20 protein-coding genes are annotated in these 18,582 nt (G+C 41.1%); 6 read left to right on the top strand and 14 right to left on the bottom strand.

What is annotated here, in order from left to right; all coding sequences use genetic code 11:
* Positions 1–258: 258 nt before the first annotated feature.
* From V6C11_RS07240 to V6C11_RS07220, 5 genes are all read right to left on the bottom strand, one after another.
* A complete protein-coding gene (locus V6C11_RS07240) occupies positions 259–1,743 on the bottom strand; it encodes an AAA family ATPase (protein ID WP_333530463.1) in 1,485 nt (494 codons plus the stop codon).
* Positions 1,727–2,296, bottom strand: coding sequence for a hypothetical protein (locus V6C11_RS07235; RefSeq protein ID WP_333530462.1), 570 nt, complete (start codon positions 2,294–2,296; stop codon positions 1,727–1,729). The genes V6C11_RS07240 and V6C11_RS07235 overlap by 17 nt, the downstream gene beginning before the upstream one ends.
* 177 nt (positions 2,297–2,473) lie before the next feature.
* On the bottom strand, positions 2,474–3,016 hold the full coding sequence (pgsA, locus tag V6C11_RS07230; protein ID WP_333530461.1) for a CDP-diacylglycerol--glycerol-3-phosphate 3-phosphatidyltransferase: 543 nt from the start codon (positions 3,014–3,016) through the stop codon (positions 2,474–2,476).
* Positions 3,013–4,347, bottom strand: coding sequence for a 30S ribosomal protein S12 methylthiotransferase RimO (gene rimO, locus V6C11_RS07225; RefSeq protein WP_442886048.1), 1,335 nt, complete (start codon positions 4,345–4,347; stop codon positions 3,013–3,015). The genes pgsA and rimO overlap by 4 nt, the downstream gene beginning before the upstream one ends.
* 72 nt (positions 4,348–4,419) lie before the next feature.
* A complete protein-coding gene (locus V6C11_RS07220) occupies positions 4,420–4,920 on the bottom strand; it encodes a YajQ family cyclic di-GMP-binding protein (RefSeq protein ID WP_333530459.1) in 501 nt (166 codons plus the stop codon).
* Positions 4,921–5,027: 107 nt separating this feature from the next.
* On the opposite strand from V6C11_RS07220, the gene V6C11_RS07215 reads away from it, so the two are divergent.
* The 4 genes from V6C11_RS07215 (at position 5,028) to V6C11_RS07200 (ending at position 6,535) form a co-directional block, all read left to right on the top strand.
* Positions 5,028–5,606: a DNA-processing protein DprA gene (locus V6C11_RS07215; protein WP_333530458.1), complete on the top strand. Its 579-nt coding sequence runs from the start codon at positions 5,028–5,030 to the stop codon at positions 5,604–5,606.
* A gap of 142 nt (positions 5,607–5,748) precedes the next feature.
* A complete protein-coding gene (locus V6C11_RS07210; protein WP_333530457.1) occupies positions 5,749–6,009 on the top strand; it encodes a hypothetical protein in 261 nt (86 codons plus the stop codon).
* Between the two features lie 69 nt (positions 6,010–6,078).
* On the top strand, positions 6,079–6,249 hold the full coding sequence (locus V6C11_RS07205) for a hypothetical protein (protein WP_333530456.1): 171 nt from the start codon (positions 6,079–6,081) through the stop codon (positions 6,247–6,249).
* Between the two features lie 97 nt (positions 6,250–6,346).
* Positions 6,347–6,535: a hypothetical protein gene (locus V6C11_RS07200; RefSeq protein ID WP_333530455.1), complete on the top strand. Its 189-nt coding sequence runs from the start codon at positions 6,347–6,349 to the stop codon at positions 6,533–6,535.
* 455 nt (positions 6,536–6,990) lie between these two features.
* Here V6C11_RS07200 and V6C11_RS07195 read toward each other — a convergent pair whose 3' ends face one another.
* The 3 genes from V6C11_RS07195 to V6C11_RS07185 all read right to left on the bottom strand — a co-directional run bounded on the left by V6C11_RS07195 (position 6,991) and on the right by V6C11_RS07185 (position 11,294).
* Positions 6,991–7,758, bottom strand: a complete 768-nt coding sequence (locus V6C11_RS07195) for a helix-turn-helix domain-containing protein (protein ID WP_333530454.1) — start codon at positions 7,756–7,758, stop codon at positions 6,991–6,993.
* Positions 7,715–8,824: a tRNA 2-selenouridine(34) synthase MnmH gene (mnmH, locus tag V6C11_RS07190; RefSeq protein ID WP_333530453.1), complete on the bottom strand. Its 1,110-nt coding sequence runs from the start codon at positions 8,822–8,824 to the stop codon at positions 7,715–7,717. The genes V6C11_RS07195 and mnmH overlap by 44 nt, the downstream gene beginning before the upstream one ends.
* 208 nt (positions 8,825–9,032) lie before the next feature.
* On the bottom strand, positions 9,033–11,294 hold the full coding sequence (locus V6C11_RS07185; protein WP_333530452.1) for an FtsK/SpoIIIE family DNA translocase: 2,262 nt from the start codon (positions 11,292–11,294) through the stop codon (positions 9,033–9,035).
* 152 nt (positions 11,295–11,446) lie between these two features.
* On the opposite strand from V6C11_RS07185, the gene V6C11_RS07180 reads away from it, so the two are divergent.
* Together V6C11_RS07180 and V6C11_RS07175 are read left to right on the top strand one after the other, a co-directional pair.
* Entirely contained in the window at positions 11,447–11,647 is a 201-nt protein-coding gene (locus V6C11_RS07180) for a hypothetical protein (RefSeq protein ID WP_333530451.1), read from the top strand.
* Positions 11,648–11,669: 22 nt separating this feature from the next.
* Entirely contained in the window at positions 11,670–12,098 is a 429-nt protein-coding gene (locus tag V6C11_RS07175; RefSeq protein ID WP_333530450.1) for a spore coat protein, read from the top strand.
* Positions 12,099–12,142: 44 nt separating this feature from the next.
* Here the strand turns inward: V6C11_RS07175 and V6C11_RS07170 are convergent, their stop codons facing one another.
* The 6 genes from V6C11_RS07170 to V6C11_RS07145 form a co-directional block, all read right to left on the bottom strand.
* A complete protein-coding gene (locus tag V6C11_RS07170; protein ID WP_333530449.1) occupies positions 12,143–12,352 on the bottom strand; it encodes a YlzJ-like family protein in 210 nt (69 codons plus the stop codon).
* Positions 12,349–13,182, bottom strand: a complete 834-nt coding sequence (locus V6C11_RS07165) for a ClpP family protease (protein ID WP_442886049.1) — start codon at positions 13,180–13,182, stop codon at positions 12,349–12,351. Before V6C11_RS07165 ends, V6C11_RS07170 begins: the two co-directional genes overlap by 4 nt.
* A 311-nt stretch (positions 13,183–13,493) precedes the next feature.
* Positions 13,494–15,158: a ribonuclease J gene (locus tag V6C11_RS07160; protein ID WP_333530447.1), complete on the bottom strand. Its 1,665-nt coding sequence runs from the start codon at positions 15,156–15,158 to the stop codon at positions 13,494–13,496.
* Positions 15,159–15,392: 234 nt separating this feature from the next.
* Positions 15,393–16,283 carry a 4-hydroxy-tetrahydrodipicolinate synthase gene (gene dapA / locus V6C11_RS07155; RefSeq protein WP_333530446.1) on the bottom strand — a complete coding sequence of 297 codons (891 nt, stop codon included), beginning with the start codon at positions 16,281–16,283 and terminating at the stop codon, positions 15,393–15,395.
* Between the two features lie 19 nt (positions 16,284–16,302).
* Positions 16,303–17,535 carry an aspartate kinase gene (gene dapG, locus V6C11_RS07150; RefSeq protein WP_333530445.1) on the bottom strand — a complete coding sequence of 411 codons (1,233 nt, stop codon included), beginning with the start codon at positions 17,533–17,535 and terminating at the stop codon, positions 16,303–16,305.
* A 2-nt stretch (positions 17,536–17,537) separates the two neighbouring features.
* A complete protein-coding gene (locus tag V6C11_RS07145; protein WP_333530444.1) occupies positions 17,538–18,560 on the bottom strand; it encodes an aspartate-semialdehyde dehydrogenase in 1,023 nt (340 codons plus the stop codon).
* Positions 18,561–18,582: the final 22 nt, after the last annotated feature.

Below are 18,582 nucleotides of genomic sequence, written 5' to 3'. Positions count from 1 at the left end.
ATTTCCGATAATCAATCCTTTCCAACACGGCATTGAGTAGTCTCACTGAATCGTCCTCCGGGATCATTTCCCCTATATCCATCGGAATTACCAGTTGATATACATTCCCGGTTAATGTATAATCTGGCTGTAAAGTGTTGTTCACAACTATATTTTACAACAAAAGACGGCTTCTGGCATTTGCCAGTCGCCGTCTTTTGTTGTTTTCCAAGCTATCTTACTGCGACAGCCCCTTTATTATTTCCAGATATTATCAATTTATGCAGCTGTTTGGCTTTCCAAGAGGCTTCGAAATTCTTCCCCAGAAATTTTTTCCTTCTCCAGTAACACATCCATCGTTGAAGTTAAAAATATCTTATGGGCAATCATGTAAGCCATTACTCTTTGTTCCTGCTCCTGCAAAATTTCGGAAACTAACGTGTGTTTAAGATCTCCCGGTAAATCCTCTAAGCTAACAACACCAATCCTGGACATGCCAGCTTTAATAATTGTTTGGGCAGTATGCAGAGCCTTTTCATAGTCATTCGATGCTCCGGTACTGCGACTGCCGTAAACAACCTCCTCAGCTAAGGCACCCGCCAGCATTACCGCTATTTGATTCTCTAAATAATCCTTGGTATAAAGATAGGTATCATCCTCTGGGTTTTGACGCATATATCCCAGGGCTCCTCCCCTGGAGGTTACCGTTAGGGCAGATACAGAGCCGGGTCTTGCTAATTCACTAATTAAAGCATGACCCGTTTCATGAATAGCTACCCGTTTTAATTCTTCCGGATTTGGCCGCCGATCAAGTTTTTCACCCATTATTACCTTATCAATAGCCTCATGGAAGTGTCGGTGCTCAATTTCCTTTAGCCCTTCTCGCATGGCTAAAATGGCTGCTTCATTGGCTAAACTCTCCAGGTGTGCACCGGAAAAACCAAAGGTCTCCCTGGCTATCTGGAGGAGGTTAACACTCTGGGCTAAGGGTTTATTCCTGCTATGAAGTTTTAAAATTTCCAATCTTCCTTTTTTATCCGGTAGATCAACTTTAACCTGACGGTCAAATCGGCCCGGTCTCAGTAAAGCTGGGTCCATCATATCCACACGGTTGGTAGCGGCCATAATCAACAGTCGCACATTATCATCGAGTTTTAAACCATCCATCTCCACCAATAGAGCATTCAAAGTCTGGTCATATTCCATATGACTGGAATTTTGTCCCCTTTTGGTGGCCAGTACCTCAATTTCATCGATGAAGATAATTGCGTTCTTCTTCTTTTGTTTAACCGCTGCATCCCTGGCTGTCTGGAATATTTTGCGCACCCTTTGGGCACCCACACCGGCATACATTTCCACAAAGTCAGATCCACTGGCCGAGACAAAAACTGAGTCCGTATAGCTGGCGGCAGCCCGGGCCATCAGGGTTTTACCTGTGCCAGGCGGACCTGTCATAATGATCCCCTTCAGGGGACGAATTCCTAATTGCTTTATTTCATGATGGTTTCTTATAAAATCAAGGGCTTCTTTAAGTTCTTTGATGGCTGAATCTTGTCCACCAATTTCATCAAAGGATATTTCTTGTCGTTTGGGCAAGGTAGAGCTGTTTCCAATACCTGTTTTCACCATACCCTTAGAATAGACCAAAAAATATAGTGCCCCGCCAAAGGCCAATAAAAAAACAAAAGGAGTAAGATCATAACCCACTGTTAGGCCAAAAACTAAAAGGGCTGCACCTAGACCTAAACTAATTTCTTTTAGCAACTTGGCCACCCCCTTCCGTGGTAACTACCTTACGATCATCATGCCTAGGTATTATTTTATATAAATAGTGGCCATCCGGTTTAGTAAGTTGTAAATAGATATTTATTTCGTCAATAAAAACTTTACCCTCTACTCCCTGTTTCTGTGCTGCTACTTCGACCTTTTGAGAAACCTCTGGGAAATTGCCAATTACCTGAGCCTGGTAAATAACATGGTGGCTTTCATAAAAGACTTGATCAAGTACAGCATCGCTCTGGCTAAGGATTTCTATTTGATATTCTTTTTTACCCATAACCTCACTAATTAATTGATTAAGCTCCTGATAAGCCATCATTAGATTACCTGCATCCTTCGATAATTCTACTTTTATAAGGGATTGAGACGAATCCTCTTTAATTGTAAAATCCTTTACCAGCTCTTTGTTTTCTAATAACTTATTTAATGGCTGTTGAAAATTATACTGTTGATAAACCCATTGTCCGCCAAAAACAAGAGCTAGGCCGATTACAAAGGTCAAAAAAATAACCGGAACCTTAAGGCCGTGCCATTGCATAGCCATCATCCTTTCCAGTCTTAGTCTGTATTTTATGCTATATCATTATAACACAATCGTATATACTGTTCTTTAGGAAACAGTTGGAAATGACTTTGTTGCTGTTTATTGTTGATTTAATGGAAATAAAAAAGGAAATGTCGCAGGTAGACACTTCCTTTTAAATGGTTTAGTTGATTATTCATCTTTTTTTAGCAGATGCCAACCCTTGGACATGTAGTCAAAACCAGACCAAAGGGTAAAGAAAACTGCCACCGCCATCGCAATTTTCCCAAAGTCAAATCCTAAAAACTGAAAAGTCACATTGTGTAAAAACATTGCCACAATGGCAATGATTTGAGTAACAGTTTTCCATTTGCCAAGCTTACTTGCAGCAATTACTACCCCTTCTGCGGCAGCGATTGCCCTAAGACCGGTTACCATAAACTCACGGCCGATAATAATTACAGCCACCCAGGCCGATAGGATATCCAGCTCAACCAAAACGATCAGAGCCGCTGATACTAACAGCTTATCCGCCAATGGGTCCATAAATTTACCGAGGGTGGTTACTTGTTTGTTTTTTCTGGCGATATATCCATCAAGGCCATCTGTACTAGCCGCCAACACAAAAACGCCCGCAGCTATGATATCACCGTATTTAACTCGCAAAGTTACTACCGCCAAAAATATAGGAATTAAAAATATCCTTGCCAGAGTTAACCGGTTTGGTAAATTCATTGGGCCAGCTCTCCCATCAAATCATACTCTAAAGCCCTGTTAATTCTCACCCTAACAAAATCCCCAACACGTAAAGCCAAGGGACTGGTAAACTCCACCGTACCATCAATCTCCGGTGCATCATAGGAGGAACGTCCAATATAAACCCTTTTGTTTTCATCAACTAATTCTTCAACCACAACTTCCATTTCTTGACCAATGCGTTGTTGATTTTGCTTAAGGGATATTTCCCTTTGTAATTTCATGGCACGATGGTAACGTTCTTGTTTGATTTTACCATGAACTTGATTTGTCATCTCGGCTGCAGGCGTTCCTTCTTCCTGGGAATAGGAAAAAACTCCGGCCCTGTCAAATTTAACCTCAGCCATAAAATCCAACAACTCTTCAAAATGTTCTTCCGTTTCACCGGGAAAACCAACAATAAGGGATGTTCGAATAACAATACCAGGTATCTCAGATCTTAATTTTTGCATAAGTTCCCTTGCCTGCTGTTTTGTAACCGGCCGTTTCATAGCACGTAAAATTTCGTCTGCTGCATGCTGCAGCGGCAAATCAATGTATTTACAAACCTTTGGGGTCTCTGCTATGGCTTTAATCAATTTATCTGTAAAACGATTGGGATAACAATACAACAAGCGAATCCATTTTAGGTCATCAATGGTTCCCAGCCTTCTAATTAATTTATCTAGAGAATATTCACCATATATATCAAAACCGTATCGGGTGGTGTCTTGGGCTATTAAAATAACTTCTTTGACACCACCTGCCACGAGAGCCTTGACTTCTGTTTCAATTGACTCCAGTGACCTGCTACGGAATTTACCCCTAATATCAGGAATAGCACAATAGGCACAACGGTTATCACAACCCTCAGAAATTTTTACATAAGCAGTATAGGAGGGGGTGCTTAGCAGTCGCGGCGAATGTTCGTCATAGATATAAAGCGGGTCATTGACCTGGCAGTGTCTGACCTTATCCTTAAGGGATTGGTTTACAACCTGAACGATTTCATTAATATGCCCCGGACCAACAATGGCATCAATTTCAGGAATTTCTTCCATCAGTTCCTTTGAATATCGCTGGGCTAAGCAACCGGTAACAATAAGCGCCTTGCAGTGACCAGTTTCTTTATGTTGAGACAATTCAAAAATATGCCTGATGGATTCTTCCTTAGCAGATTCAATAAAGCCACAGGTGTTGACAATCAAGACATCTGCATCTGATTCATTGTTCGTTATGGTGTATTGTGCACTTTGCAGGAGGCCTAGCATAACCTCTGAATCCACCAGGTTTTTTGGGCAACCCAAGCTTAATAATCCAATGGAGGGCATCATAATTCCTTTCTTGCTGCAAATATTTTTCGTAAATAGTATAAATCAGTGTGGCTAAGCTGTCAAAGGAAACTAGAAAGTTCTATAATTTGTAAACTCCACGGGTATATCCAGTTCCATCCCTTTCACTGCGTTGATTGCTGACTGCAGGTCATCCCGATTTTTCCCAGTTACCCTAACCTGATCGCCTTGTACAGAGGCTTGTACTTTTATTTTACTATCTTTGATAGCTTTGACAATCTTTTTTGCAATATCCTGTTCTATCCCTTGAACCAATTTTACTGGTTGACGTACTGTGTCCCCTGCGGCAGATTCGATTTTGCCATAACGTAGTGCCTTGAGGTTAACACCCCTCTTTATTAGTTTACCTTCTAATATGTCAATTACGTTGCGAAGTTTAAAATCATCATCGCTGATTAAGGTAATCTCGGGTTTACCCTCGAAAATAATTTTGCTTTTACTTCCCCTAAAATCAAAGCGAGTTTCTATTTCCTTTAATGATTGATGCACGGCATTTTGTACCTCTTGCATGTCCACCCGACTTACAATATCAAAGCTGTTTTCCTTTGCCATTACTACTACCTCCTAGACCATTTTACCTAAAAATTATATCACAATGGATAATGTTGTCAAAAACTGAATCCACTTTATTGCTATAATAATTCTGGAGGGATGATTAAATGTACCAATGCTTCGGTGTTTTTCCTGAAAACAAGGAAATAATTGCTATTATCGGTCCTCGAAGACCGTCAAAGGGCAGTTCTCCTGAGGCACTACGACAGCACCAACGGGACTGTGAGATGGCTTACTTTCTGGCCCGTCGGGCAGCAAGTAAAAACATCGTGGTTCTCTCAGGTCTAGCCACAGGTATTGACACCGCGGCCCATTTAGGCTGCCTCGCCGGAGGGGGTATTACCATAGCTGTTGTTCCCTTTGGCTTAGCCGCCCCAATATTTCCACCGGAAAATTATAATTTATATCAGCGAATTGTTTCCGCGGGTGGCTGTATTGTAAGCCAATTTAAACCTGATCAACCCGCGGTAAAATGGACCTTTATTGCCCGGGATAAAACCCAAGCACTTCTTTCGGAAAAAATATTGGTGGTTGGTACCTTTCCCCCTTCTGGAATGATTACTGGTGGAACAAAACATTGCGCCAGGTGGGCGAAAAAGATCGGTAAATCACTCTTTCATTATCGGGAATACCAAGGTAAATATAAAATTTATACAAATGATGAAGTAATAATAGCAGAGAAATAAGCAATAAACCTACTGTGAAATTCAGTAGGTTTATTTATTTAGTTTTAGCAAACATTAATAAAATCCTACTTTATTAATAATAATATTGAATTATTTAATAAAATTAAATATTATAATTGAAATCTTATAAAGGGGTGGTCTGGTGATAGAAGTAAGAAGACTTTCTTTAGAAGAAATCATCGATCTTGAGTGGCTAACCGTATTAATCGATCAGATATTAGAATATAACAACTTTACAGCTCCACTGGAAGAAAAACATATTAAAATGATACAATTAGCCGTTAACGGTTCCTTAGACACCGAAACCATTGCTAGCTATGTTGTGGATTACCTATCACCAGAGGCCATTGATTTTAATTACGTCTATAAACCTACTGAATTTGACCAGGAAGAAGTGATTTAGACAAACATATTGGCCAATGGGCATTAGTATGGTATACTTTATGCCAAATGGTACAAGGTGGTAGTATAATTGGGAAAAAAATTTGATTGGAAGCTTGTCTTAAGTGGCATTGGTTTTTTATTAATTGGAGCTAGTATGTTTTTCCCTAATCAGTCTTGGTTAATTATTACTGGTGCAATTTTATTTATCATTGGCATGGTAAAAAAACCAAAAGGACGCAAAGGCAATACTCGACGCTGATCGTCGAGTATTTTTATTTTTTATGGCCAAAATAATAAGAGTAAAAACAAAGGTATTAAGGAAAAATAACAGAAAATCATTTGGAGGTGCTTATTTTATGATGCGTGACAATACCTGGCGCTATCCTAATTTCGGATTCTGGGCCGTTCATGTGGCATCCCTTGCGGCGATTGGTTATTTAGCTTACAAGGCGATGGACTGTGATTGTGAAGGAAATAATCCGGAAAACCAGGCTTTTTCCAATAGGATGCCCCAAAACCAAGAACCACAAATGGACCAATTCTAATTTAGCATATTGTAACGAAAAAACCCGACTCCAGCGAAACACTGATAGCTTTGGCTGCTAAGAACTATCAAGTGACCTTTTCCTGGTCGGGTTTTTTTTAGTACAATATAGATAAAAGAATTGTTGGTGGGTGGTAATGTTGCATCTTATCTGGTTATTGTTAGGACTCTTGGGAGCAATATGGGTATTTTGGGATACAAGAAAACAAGGCTATGCGATTAACGCTTCGTTTCGCTGGGCCCTGGGCACTCTTCTTGTTCCAGCCGTTGTGTTTCCTTTTTACCTTATGCAATCTAATTTCAAAAAGCCAAACAAGGCTAGGCAGCATCAGGCACCCCGGGATATTACAGCAAACAGCTTTACAAGGTGTGCCCATTGTGGTAATTATTATCAAGGGAATCCAGATAGTTGTCCCCATTGTAAAGCAAAACTAAAAGAAGGATAGGGCTTTGCTCCTATCCTTCTTTTGAATTTGGTTCCTCTTCAGAAGTAAAGGGTATTTTTACAACCTTACCATTTTCCCCCAAGCGACCTAAATTCTTACCATTTACATTTACCTCAACTGCGCCGGCATTGCCGACATGTAAATAAATTTTTTGTTTGGCTTTAAAATCTTTCATTTCCCCTGGGCCTACCAAGCCACTAAAAACGGTATTGCCATCGGCCTCAACCTGCATCCAACTCTGTTGTTCATCGTTAACTTTAAGAACCACCCTGACACCTTGATCTTTTTCATTGTTTGTGGCCTGGCCCGGAGTGTTTAAATTTTCAGGGGACGGACCTTGGGTATTGGGTTGCTCTTGGGCAGTATTTTTTGGTATTTCTGGTTTATTGTCTTGATTCTGTCCATTATTATAGAGGGAATTAAAAGCAAATAAAGATACGATGGCCAAACCAGCCACTAGGTATTTCCATTTTTTAGCTATGCTGGTAGTTGCTTCTGGGTCAAATGGTTTTGTTTCTTCTGCCTGCGGTTGAGTATCGTTATTCTTACTAAGTCCATTGTACTCAGCCATTATTTCTTCCGTATCTAATTCAAGGTATTTTGCATAGGTTCTTAAAAAGGCCTTTGCGTAGACAGGTCCTGGGAGAATATCAAAATTCTCATTTTCCAGTGCCTCCAGGTATTTTGCCCTAATTTTAGTAGCTTCTTCTAAATACTTTAGTGAATAACCTTTTTCATTCCTCGCATTCCTTAATGCTTCCCCTATTTGCACGGTCATCACCTCCGTCTTCCACCGGCTTGCCATATTCCGGCAACTGACTTATCCAATTAGCAATTTTGCTGGTTGCTTCATCAAGTTCATCGCAGTCTACCGTTAAATCATAACCATTGCTGGATGAATCAGGATATTTGTAGAGAGGATCATAGTAATTCCTCAGAAGAAACAGGATAACTTCCGAAAATTTTCTTTCTTCTATCTTTTGATTAAGTTCATTAACAACTTTGTTGCCCAAAGATTTTCTTAATAAAGAAGTACTATACTGTAATCCCTTTATATTGTTATCCGGACCATTTGTATATTCCTTCGTAATTCTTTGCACCCGTGCCTCCAGGGAAGCATACATTAAAACCCGATAACCTTTGGCCATGGCATTTAATACTGAGGTAGGCACAATTAGTTTACCCACTCTACGACTTTCACACTCAACCACAATAACCCCAAAGTTTTCAGCGTTCTTTAGGTGATGCACGATACATGATTCAAAATCCTTTTGGGACGGTGATTCAGGTAAGCCAATCTTCCCGTAGGCTGAACCGCGATGAAGGGCTAGGCCCTCCAAGTCTAAGGTGGATATACCCATTGCCTCTAGTTTTTGCAAAACAATTGTTTTCCCCACTCCGGTTAGACCATGTAAAACAATACATTTATGTGGTATTGCAGCTTGGTCTAAATAATCATGAACATGCCTCCGGTAGGCCTTATAGCCCCCTATAATACGATGCACATCCATACCGAAGGAACCTAAAATAGACGAAATATATTTGCTGCGCATGCCGCCGCGCCAACAATAAAGGAAGACCTTTTTGTTTTTACTTAAATTCAATATTTGATCATATAGCACTGGCAATTTAGGGCTGGCAAACTTGATACCTAGCCTTTTGGCTTCCTCTGTGCCAATTTGTTTGTAAACCGTGCCAACCTTGGCCCTTTCTTCATTTGTAAACAAGGGCATATTAATGGCATTTGGTATCGAACCTTCAGCAAATTCTCCTTCTGAACGAACATCAATAAAACATGCATTATTTTCTTTTAGAGCTTCATCTATTGAAAAACCTTTCATCATTTGCCTTACTTCCTCGCAGCTAAGTAAAACTCCTAATATGGATTAGCTAAGATAAATAATAACTATTATCTCTGCTTTAGGAGTCAATTATTTATTTCGCATGGTATTCTCAAATTAACCTGCCCCTAAAAAAACAAAGGTAGTATATAGCATGTACACGCATGGTGGTCAACTTTTTAACGATGCAATTTAAGTATAACATAAAAGATTAATTATTTTTATTTTCGGTAAAGGTTTGCAAATATTGTTCCATTGTCATCAGAATAGCCCTGGGTTTACTTCCTTCATAGCCTCCTACGATCCCTCTTTTTTCCATTATATCAATTAACCTAGCCGCCCGTGCATAGCCAATGTGCAGCCGACGTTGTAACATCGATATTGAGGCATGACCTGTTTCAATTAAAATTCGCACAGCCTCTGGCAGCAGATCGTCTTCAACCTCGGACTCCTCTCTTCCTTTTGCTTCATCCTGAGAAACAGTATCATCATACACCGGTTCAGACTGCTTTTTCAAAAAGGATACAACATCTTCAACCTCTTTGTCGGAAAGATATGCCCCTTGTACCCGGATGGGTTTAGAGGCACCAACTGGAAAGTAAAGCATATCACCTTTACCTAGTAATTTTTCTGCCCCCGCCATATCTAAAATGGTTCTGGAATCAACCTGGGATGAAACTGCAAAGGAAATCCTAGACGGGATATTGGCCTTAATCAAACCTGTAATAACATCCACAGAGGGTCGTTGTGTTGCTACAACCAGATGAATACCGGCTGCCCTAGCCATTTGTGCCAGACGGCAAATGGCATCTTCAACATCGGCCGGAGCAACCATCATTAAATCTGCCAACTCATCAATAATAACCACCATTAATGGTAAACGATTTTGACCAACACTGGGTTCAGACTCACTAAACATGTTATTATACATCGTTATGTTGCGGACCCCTGCCTTGGCAAATAGCTCATACCGTTTCTCCATTTCACGCACTGCCCATCGAAGTGTCGTGGCGGCTTTCTTGGGGTTTGTTACCACTGGAGAAACCAAATGCGGGATACCATTATACGTGGCTAATTCAACCATTTTGGGATCAATCATCAAAAACTTAACTTCGTCCGGCGTAGCCTTAAATAAAATACTAGAAATTAGCGTATTAATGCATACGCTTTTACCAGCCCCGGTGGCACCAGCAATTAACAGGTGAGGCATCTTCGTTAAATCTGCCATAATCGGTGTCCCGGCAATATCCTTTCCCAGTGCTACTGTTAAGTGGGATTCAGAGGTGGTAAATTCTTTTGTTTCTAACAAATCCCTAATATGAACCATCGAAATTTCTTTATTGGGAACCTCAATTCCCACTGCCGCCTTACCTGGAATGGGTGCTTCTATACGAACATCCGGCGCGGCCATCGATAAGGCAATATCATCTGCTAAACCAACAATTCGGCTTACTTTTACCCCGGCAGGTGGTTGTATTTCATAGCGTGTTATAGCGGGACCACGGGATACCTGAGTAACTTTAGCCTTAATACTAAAGTTTTCCAAGGTTTCTTCCAATTTTGCGATATTATCTGTAATATCCTTGGCACTGGAAATGGTTTTATTCCCTTTCATGGGCCGGGATAAAAGATTTAAAGGAGGCAATTTGAAAGAACTAAGATCATTCAATGATAATTGGCCATATGTAATATTGACCTTTTCATGTTCCTTTTCGTTACTGGAAATCACTGTTTTTTCAACTTTAGGTTTCTCTTTCATGACAAAATTAAGCGGCCCTGTTTTTTGATTATCCATATCTTGAATATTTACTTTGGGTTGTTCCGAATTAGAAAAATCAAGATCATCCTGGGAACTGGTGATTATGATGGGTTTGTGATCAGTTGCCTCATCAACTTCAGTAAATAAAAATGCACCTAATCTTCTTCCGGTACCGGTCGCACATTCTTTAGCCCTTGTGGTGAATTTCTGAGCAATAACTGCCATCGAAACATTGGTCATTAATAAAATAGATACCATTAACCCGGTTGTTAACAAGATATAGGTGCCAGCTTTACCAAAGGACTGTATCAATAGAAAAACGATTATTGAACCAATCAGTCCCCCACCCTTGCCAGCTGAAGTCTCATTGGTAATCTGCATTAAAACTTCCATCAGGGTGGCTTTAACTGGCAGCATCAGACTTAATAGAGCAAGTATAATCAAAAATAGCAATATCGCACCGTAAACCTTAATATTTACACCGGTTCTCTTCCGTTCAATGATTAATTTCATGCCAAATATCCCTAGGAACAGCATTAACACAACGCCACCAAAGGAGCCAAAAAGCCCCTTGAGCACACGTCCCACGAAGCCCCCTACAGCCCCTAATGGCGTATTGGCAAAACTAATTAGCCCCAATACAGAAATAGAGATCAACCCTATGCCAAAAATTTCATATTTTAAATCATCTTTTATTTTTTTTAATACATCCAAGCTCGGCACCTCCAACTAATATATACTACAGAAATTTCCAAAACCCTTTAATGAGCTATTAAAGTGGTCCTGGTTGCATAAAGTTTGGGTTGACTAAACATATTAACATATGATAGAGTCTAAATTCAAATTTTGAAGGGAGGGTAACCCAAATGATGGGACAAAGAACAGCCCGCGAATTATTAGATTTAGAAGGTCATTTAATGCTGGAAACAAACCTTGTTGGCCAATTTAATCATTTTGCCCAGGAGTGTACCAATCCTCAGTTACAGCAACTTTGCCACAGTATTTCACGTAGTCGAAAGGATTGTTTTCAGAGACTTGCACAGCACATAAACGTTGGGTTTATGTAATAATAAAAGAGGAGGTGCTTTAATGCAAGGGGACCAAGTAACAGACAAAAATCTTTGTTTATCCATGCTTAACGAATTAAAGTTTAATGCCACTTGTTTGACATCTAGAATTTTGGAGTGTGCCGACCAACAGCTTCGCCAGGATTACATGCATGCCCTTAACCAAACCTTTGATGAGCAAATGCAGGTTTATAATCTTGCTCACCAACAGGGCTGGTATAAACCCATGCAGGCTGAACAAAACATGATCAGCCAAGTGCAAAATAGTGCCCAAAAGATGATGACGGAACAACAGCAAAGTATGATGACGCAACACCATCAAGCACAATATCAAGCCACCCAAGCACCTTACCAGCAAAATATCGTGAATCCAAACACCGGCATCTTTCAAAACTATAATCAACCCAATCAGTACAATTACGGTGGTATGCAGCAATATTACCCCCGCTAAAAAGAAATCCCTTCCGATATTCGGAAGGGATTTCTTTTTAGCGGTTAGCTTGTTACTAAACCAGGATAAACGTCTCGACTTAGGTAATGGGCTGGATTGGAGCTATTAATCCTGACCACTCTTTTCTGACCGGTTTCCGTCTTTTCTAGCAACACTGGTATTCCTGCCACTTCACCAGCTTCATAATCAATATAGGTATTGTTGTCAAAACCATCTAAAACCTGTTCGGCTGGCAGTGGAGTCCATAGAATCATTGTAAAGGACACCTCTCCTTCTGCTCCTCGATCAGTTGCTTTAGCTTGCACATGGCCTGTCCAATACCACCAACTTCATCGATTAAACCGCTCTCCACAGCATCTTTACCAATTACCACCGTTCCTATATCTCTGGCTAATTCTCCTGTTTTAAACATTAACTCTCTAAATTTCTCCTCCGTTACCTTGGAATGTTCAGTAACAAAACGTATTACCCTATCTTGCATTTTATCAAGATAATCATAGGTTTGGGGAACTCCGATCACTAAGCCGTTTAGCCTGATGGGATGAATGGTCATCGAAGCAGTTGGTGCAATAAAGCTATGTCTGCCGGATACTGCGATGGGTACACCAATACTATGACCGCCTCCCAATACCAGGGTTACCGTGGGTTTGGTCATGGTGGCCACGACCTCCGCAATAGCAAGGCCTGCCTCTACATCTCCACCAACGGTATTAAGGACCAACAATACCCCTTCTACACTATCATCCTGTTCGATTCCTACCAACTGCGGTATAATGTGCTCATATTTTGTCGTTTTATTTTGGGCAGGAAGCATAATATGCCCTTCAATTTGTCCTACGATTGTTACACAATGAATATTGCTTTTTACGGTATCCGGTATCGTCGGGGTACCCATTTCTTTTATATTTTCCAAAGTACCCTTTGCCTGCCCCATTACACGCTTAGGTCCCCCAGGGGCTCCAGGATTCCCCGTTTCGGGATTTGGCTGAGGTATATTGGGTATACCAGGTGGCTGCATAGGATTCGGAAAGTTGGGATTAAAGGGCACTTGCCCAGGGGTGTCACCGCTAGAACGTGGTTTCATTAACATAAAAAGAGTCACTCCTCTGGATATTCTAAATTCACTGATACTAGTATGCTTGGATGTTAATGACAAAATGTATGGAAAATAAAAAAAGCTGTCAGCCGTCAGCTTAAAAAAAAATTTACCACAGGCCATAGGCCCTTATAAATTTATGCATAAAGCGATTAACCTTGTGTTCGAAAAGACCCCTAAGAACAGCATGCAAAAAAGCTGACAGCTAATTCATATTTCCATCAACAGTTAGTGAAAATGATCCTGTCCTTAGGCATAGAAAAACCCCCTGATCAAAGATATTGAACAGGGGGTTTTTCCTATACTTCCATAATAATTGGTAAGATCATAGGCCTTCTCCTAGTTTTTTCGTATAAAAACTTTCCTAAATCATCTCTTATTTGGGATTTAATAGCCGCCCATTCGGAAATACCACGGGTACAACACTTATCCAAGGCCAATTTTACCTTATTCTTCGCATCCTCCATAAGAACTTCGGATTCGCGAACATAGACAAAACCCCTTGAAACAATATCTGGCCCGGCTAGGACCTGATTTTTATGTTTATCCATGGTTACCACCACGATTAGAATACCATCCTGTGACAATTGCCTTCTGTCACGTAAAACAATGTTGCCAACATCCCCTACACCAAGTCCATCCACCAGCACTTTACCAGATGTCACCCTGCCTGCTATGCGGCCATACCTTCGGGTAAACTCAAAAACCTGGCCGTTTTCACCAATAAAAATATTCTCTGCAGGGATGCCTAATTCTCTGGCTAGGTCAGCATGCTTTTTCAGCATTCGGTACTCACCGTGTACGGGAATAAAAAACTTGGGACGAACTAAATTAAGCATTAACTTTAATTCTTCTTGACTGGGGTGGCCAGAAACATGAATACCGGAAACAGCCTCATAGATTACCTTGGCCCCTAATTTAAAAAGCTGGTCAATGATACGGGTAACTAATTTCTCATTGCCTGGTATCGGGGTAGCAGAGATAATCACGGTATCCCCGGGCATGATATCCACTTGGCGGTGATCATTCATAGCAATTCTGGTTAAGGCAGACATCGGTTCACCCTGACTACCTGTGGTAAGCAGCACAACCTTATTATGGGGTAGTCTGGCCACCTCATCCAACTCAATTAAAGTGCCTTCCGGTATGTGAAGGTATCCCAATTCACTTGCAACTTGCACTACGTTTGCCATGCTGCGCCCCACCACCGCTACGTGACGATCATATTTATGGGCAACAGAGATTGCCTGCTGTAGTCGATGCACGTTCGAGGCAAAGGTTGCAATAATAATTCGTTCTTGGGCCTGTCTGAAGGTTTCATCAAAGGTATTGCCAACTACCCTCTCAGACATGGTATAGCCCGGCCGCTCAACATTGGTACTGTCTGACATCATGAGCAGTACACCTTTTTCTCCCAAAGCCGCAAACCTGGGCAGATCAATAACCTCTCCATCAACAGGAGTTTGATCGATTTTAAAATCTCCCGTATGCAGCAAGGTACCTACAGGTGTATGAATCGCTATGGCCATAGCATCTGGTATACTATGAGATACTTTGATAAATTCAATTTTAAAGGGACCGATTTGAAAGGTATCTCTTGGTTTTACCGTCTGCAATTTCACCTGATCTAACAAATTGTGTTCCTTCAGTTTCCCTTGCACAAGTCCTAGGGTCAGTTTAGAACCGTACACCGGAACATTGATTTGTCTTAGAACATAGGGTAATGCACCTATGTGGTCTTCATGACCATGTGTGAGCAAAATACCCAAAATCTCTTCTTTATGCTCCAATAGGTAAGTAATATCCGGGATGACAATATCTATTCCCAGCATCTCTTCTTCTGGAAATATTAAACCACAATCAATAATTACAATATTTTCCCCAAATCTCACCGCAGTCATGTTTTTACCGACCTCGCCTAATCCCCCAAGGGGAATTACAGCTAATTTTTGCTCTTTTGCCAAAACCGCACCTCCTATAATCAAAACAAGGGTAATGAGAGTTACATCATTTAAGTAATCTGTGCTTGGTGAGAAACTAGGAGAAGGCGGGGAAATATGAAATTTTTATTGAAGTGGCAAACCGTTCCTTAACCTACCAATAAATTATAACCAAATTAATCCCTAACGGCAATATAATTACCCGGAAGTGCCAAAATAATACAAAAGGATACACTTAAAAGTGCATCCTTCGCTTAACTACAGTAATTCGAGATTATTCATTACTTTTTTAACACTTTCAATTTCATTGGCTGTGGCCTCAACCAGGGGTAATCTTACGCCTCCTACGGCCAAACCCTTGAGAATTAAAGCAGCCTTCACCGGGACTGGATTTGATGTGATAAATAAACCCTTAAATAATGGATATAGTTTCTTATGCAAATTGGCTGCCAGGGTTGTATTGCCCGAGGTAAAAGCATCAATCATCTCTTGAATTTCTTTTCCTGCCACATGGGCTGCTACACTTATAATCCCTTGGCATCCCAGGGCTAACATTGGAAGGGTCATGGAATCATCTCCACTATAAATGGCAAAATCCTCCGGTAAGACACTCCGTAATTCAGAGGCTTGATCAATGCTGCCGGCGGCTTCTTTAATGGCAACAATATTAGGGACATCCTCTGCTAACCTTGCCACCGTGGACGGTAAAACATTAATTCCTGTACGACCCGGGATATTATAAAGGATTACCGGTAAGCTGGTGCTTTCAGCGATAGTACGAAAATGTCTGTAGAGACCTTCCTGGGATGGTTTGTTGTAATAGGGAGCCACCAACATTACCCCATCACAGCCAACCTTTTCTGCCTCTTTGGTTAGGGTAATACTGCTGGCAGTGTCATAGCTTCCAGTACCAGCAATAACAGTTGCCTTGCCACCAACTTCCTCCACAACTGCTTTAAATAATTCTACCTTTTCTTCCTTGGTTAAGGTAGGAGATTCTCCCGTTGTACCGCTAACAACTAAACCATCCGAACCATTTTCTACAAGATATCGAGCAAGTTTTTTTGCTTGGTTGTAATTCACTGACAAATCAGGGTTAAAGGGTGTTACCATGGCTGGTAATACCCTGCCAAAATCCCTCACTGCCATTTTCTTTCACCATCCTTCATTATTCTTTATTGTTTTGTCCTAAATTAAATTTTCGGTGCAGGGCCTTGATTGCTTTTTTCATATTGTTCTTCTCCACTAAAACCCAAATCGTGGTATGTGAATCAGAGGATTGCAATATATCAACACCCTCCTCTGTTAAGGCTTGAACAATACTAGCCATTACACCAGGAACTCCTGTCATACCAGCACCAACCGTGGCTACCTTAGCACAATTTGGTTTGACCATGGGTTGAATACCCAGGTTTTCTAGTACGTCTAATGCCTTTTTGGCAACCTCATCCTTAACGGTCAACATAATTAGTTCAGGGCTAACATTAATAAAATCGATACTGATATCAGCCAAGGCCAGTGAACGAAATATTCGCAAGGTAGGCTCTTCCACCATCACGTTCTTTAAGTCTATCTTAAGTTGGGTAACCCCAGACTTGTGAGTAACCCCACTGGCTACTCGATCTCTGGTAATATCGATGGTTCCATAAACCCCATGATGACTGGTCACTAATGTTCCAGGGGCATTGGAAAAGGTAGAGCGGACACGCAGAGGAATATTCTTTTGCATAGCAATTTCCACTGCCCTTGGGTGAATAACCTTTGCCCCTTCGTGGGCGAGCTGACAAATTTCATTATAGGTTACCGTGTCAAGAATTCGAGCATCTTCAACAATTCGTGGATCTGCTGTCATGATACCTTCTACGTCTGTGTAAATATCAATACATTCTGCATTCAGGGCCACACCCAAAGCAGAGGCAGTGGTATCGCTACCCCCACGGCCCAGAGTCGTTATTTCCCCGTTTTCCGTTACTCCCTGAAAGCCTGTTACAATCACTATTTTACCTTGTTCAGCATAATCGGTAAGCTTTTTAGGCTCTACCCGAATAATACGTGCATCATTATAGTTATTGTCTGTTATGATACCAGCCTGTTCCCCGGTCAACAATACCGCCGGATGTCCCATGTGCTGCAATGTATTGACCATGGCCACGCCGGAAATAATCTCGCCACAGGACATTAACAAATCCATTTCCCTGGAAGGCATATCACGACAAATTGATAAAACGAAATGCAATAGTGTATCCGTGGCATAGGGTTCACCCTCACGACCCATGGCTGACACCACTACCACTGGAGAAAATCCTTCGTTGGCAGCAGCAATAATTTTATTTGCCACCAACTCCCTAAGGTCCTGGGTAACAAGAGAAGTCCCACCAAATTTTTGGATAAGAAATCGCATACTTACTCCTTCTTTATTAAGCAGTCATATTTAAGCAAAAGCTCTGCGATTTGTACCGCATTGGTAGCGGCACCTTTACGAATTTGATCCCCTACCACCCAGAGATTTATGCCATTTTCTAAGGTATTGTCCTCACGAACGCGACCAACAAAAACCTCGTCATGGCTTGAAGTGAATAGGGGCATTGGATATACCTTGTTTGCAACATCATCTTCTACAATAATACCCGGTGCACTGGCCAAAACTTCCTTAGCCTGGGCACTGGTTAATTTACGTTCGGTTTCAATATTAATGGATTCTGAGTGACTACGATATACTGGTACCCGAACAGTGGTGGCCGTAATTTTAATATTATCATCATGTAAAATCTTTTGTGTCTCTTTCACCATTTTCCATTCTTCTTTGGTGTAATCCAATTCCTGAAAAACATCAATATGTGGAATTAGATTAAAGGCAATCTGATGGGCAAATTTATTAGGTTGGTATTCCTTGCCAGCAAGTACGGCCTTAACCTGTTCGGTGAGTTCCTCAATTCCTTCTTTTCCAGCACCTGAAACGGCCTGATAGGTAGAAACAACCACACGCTTAATACCGGCAGCATCATGAATTGGTTTTAAGGCAACCACCATGATAATGGTGGAGCAGTTGGGATTTGCAATAATCCCTTGGTGCCACTTTACATCCTCTGGGTTTACCTCAGGAACTATCAGGGGTACCGCAGGATCCATGCGATAATTGCTGCTATTATCAACTACTACACAACCCCGCTCAACCGCTGCTTTACCATATTCTAAGCTTGCTTTTCCACCAGCAAACAAAGCAATATCCATCCCAATAAAGGAGTCGGGGGTAGTTTCCTCAACGATATATTTTTCACCGCGAAACTCTATCTCAGTCCCTGCAGAACGGGAAGTTGCACAAAGTTTTAATTGATCGATTGGAAAATTGCGTTCGTTTAATATATTTAAAATTTCCTGACCCACTGCTCCGGTAGCACCGACTATAGCTAGATTAACCTTTTTCAACGACTTTCCCTCCTTGAATAGT

It is taken from the genome of Desulfotomaculum sp. 1211_IL3151 (genome assembly GCF_036763075.1).
Classification (GTDB): domain Bacteria; phylum Bacillota; class Desulfotomaculia; order Desulfotomaculales; family Desulfotomaculaceae; genus Desulfotomaculum.
This window is presented reverse-complemented; position numbering and strand designations above follow the sequence as displayed.

Excerpts from the sequence above, each read along its gene's own strand:
- V6C11_RS07175 (WP_333530450.1), top strand. The coding sequence starts at position 11,670 with ATGCAAGGGGACCAAGTAACAGACAAAAATCTTTGTTTATCCATGCTT.
- V6C11_RS07180 (WP_333530451.1), top strand. The coding sequence starts at position 11,447 with ATGATGGGACAAAGAACAGCCCGCGAATTATTAGATTTAGAAGGTCAT.
- V6C11_RS07200 (WP_333530455.1), top strand. The coding sequence starts at position 6,347 with ATGATGCGTGACAATACCTGGCGCTATCCTAATTTCGGATTCTGGGCC.
- V6C11_RS07170 (WP_333530449.1), bottom strand. The coding sequence starts at position 12,352 with ATGATTCTATGGACTCCACTGCCAGCCGAACAGGTTTTAGATGGTTTT.
- pgsA (WP_333530461.1), bottom strand. The coding sequence starts at position 3,016 with ATGAATTTACCAAACCGGTTAACTCTGGCAAGGATATTTTTAATTCCT.
- V6C11_RS07195 (WP_333530454.1), bottom strand. The coding sequence starts at position 7,758 with ATGACCGTGCAAATAGGGGAAGCATTAAGGAATGCGAGGAATGAAAAA.
- V6C11_RS07235 (WP_333530462.1), bottom strand. The coding sequence starts at position 2,296 with ATGCAATGGCACGGCCTTAAGGTTCCGGTTATTTTTTTGACCTTTGTA.
- rimO (WP_442886048.1), bottom strand. The coding sequence starts at position 4,347 with ATGCCCTCCATTGGATTATTAAGCTTGGGTTGCCCAAAAAACCTGGTG.
- V6C11_RS07220 (WP_333530459.1), bottom strand. The coding sequence starts at position 4,920 with ATGGCAAAGGAAAACAGCTTTGATATTGTAAGTCGGGTGGACATGCAA.
- mnmH (WP_333530453.1), bottom strand. The coding sequence starts at position 8,824 with ATGATGAAAGGTTTTTCAATAGATGAAGCTCTAAAAGAAAATAATGCA.
- V6C11_RS07165 (WP_442886049.1), bottom strand. The coding sequence starts at position 13,182 with ATGAAACCACGTTCTAGCGGTGACACCCCTGGGCAAGTGCCCTTTAAT.
- V6C11_RS07215 (WP_333530458.1), top strand. The coding sequence starts at position 5,028 with ATGTACCAATGCTTCGGTGTTTTTCCTGAAAACAAGGAAATAATTGCT.
- dapA (WP_333530446.1), bottom strand. The coding sequence starts at position 16,283 with ATGGCAGTGAGGGATTTTGGCAGGGTATTACCAGCCATGGTAACACCC.
- dapG (WP_333530445.1), bottom strand. The coding sequence starts at position 17,535 with ATGCGATTTCTTATCCAAAAATTTGGTGGGACTTCTCTTGTTACCCAG.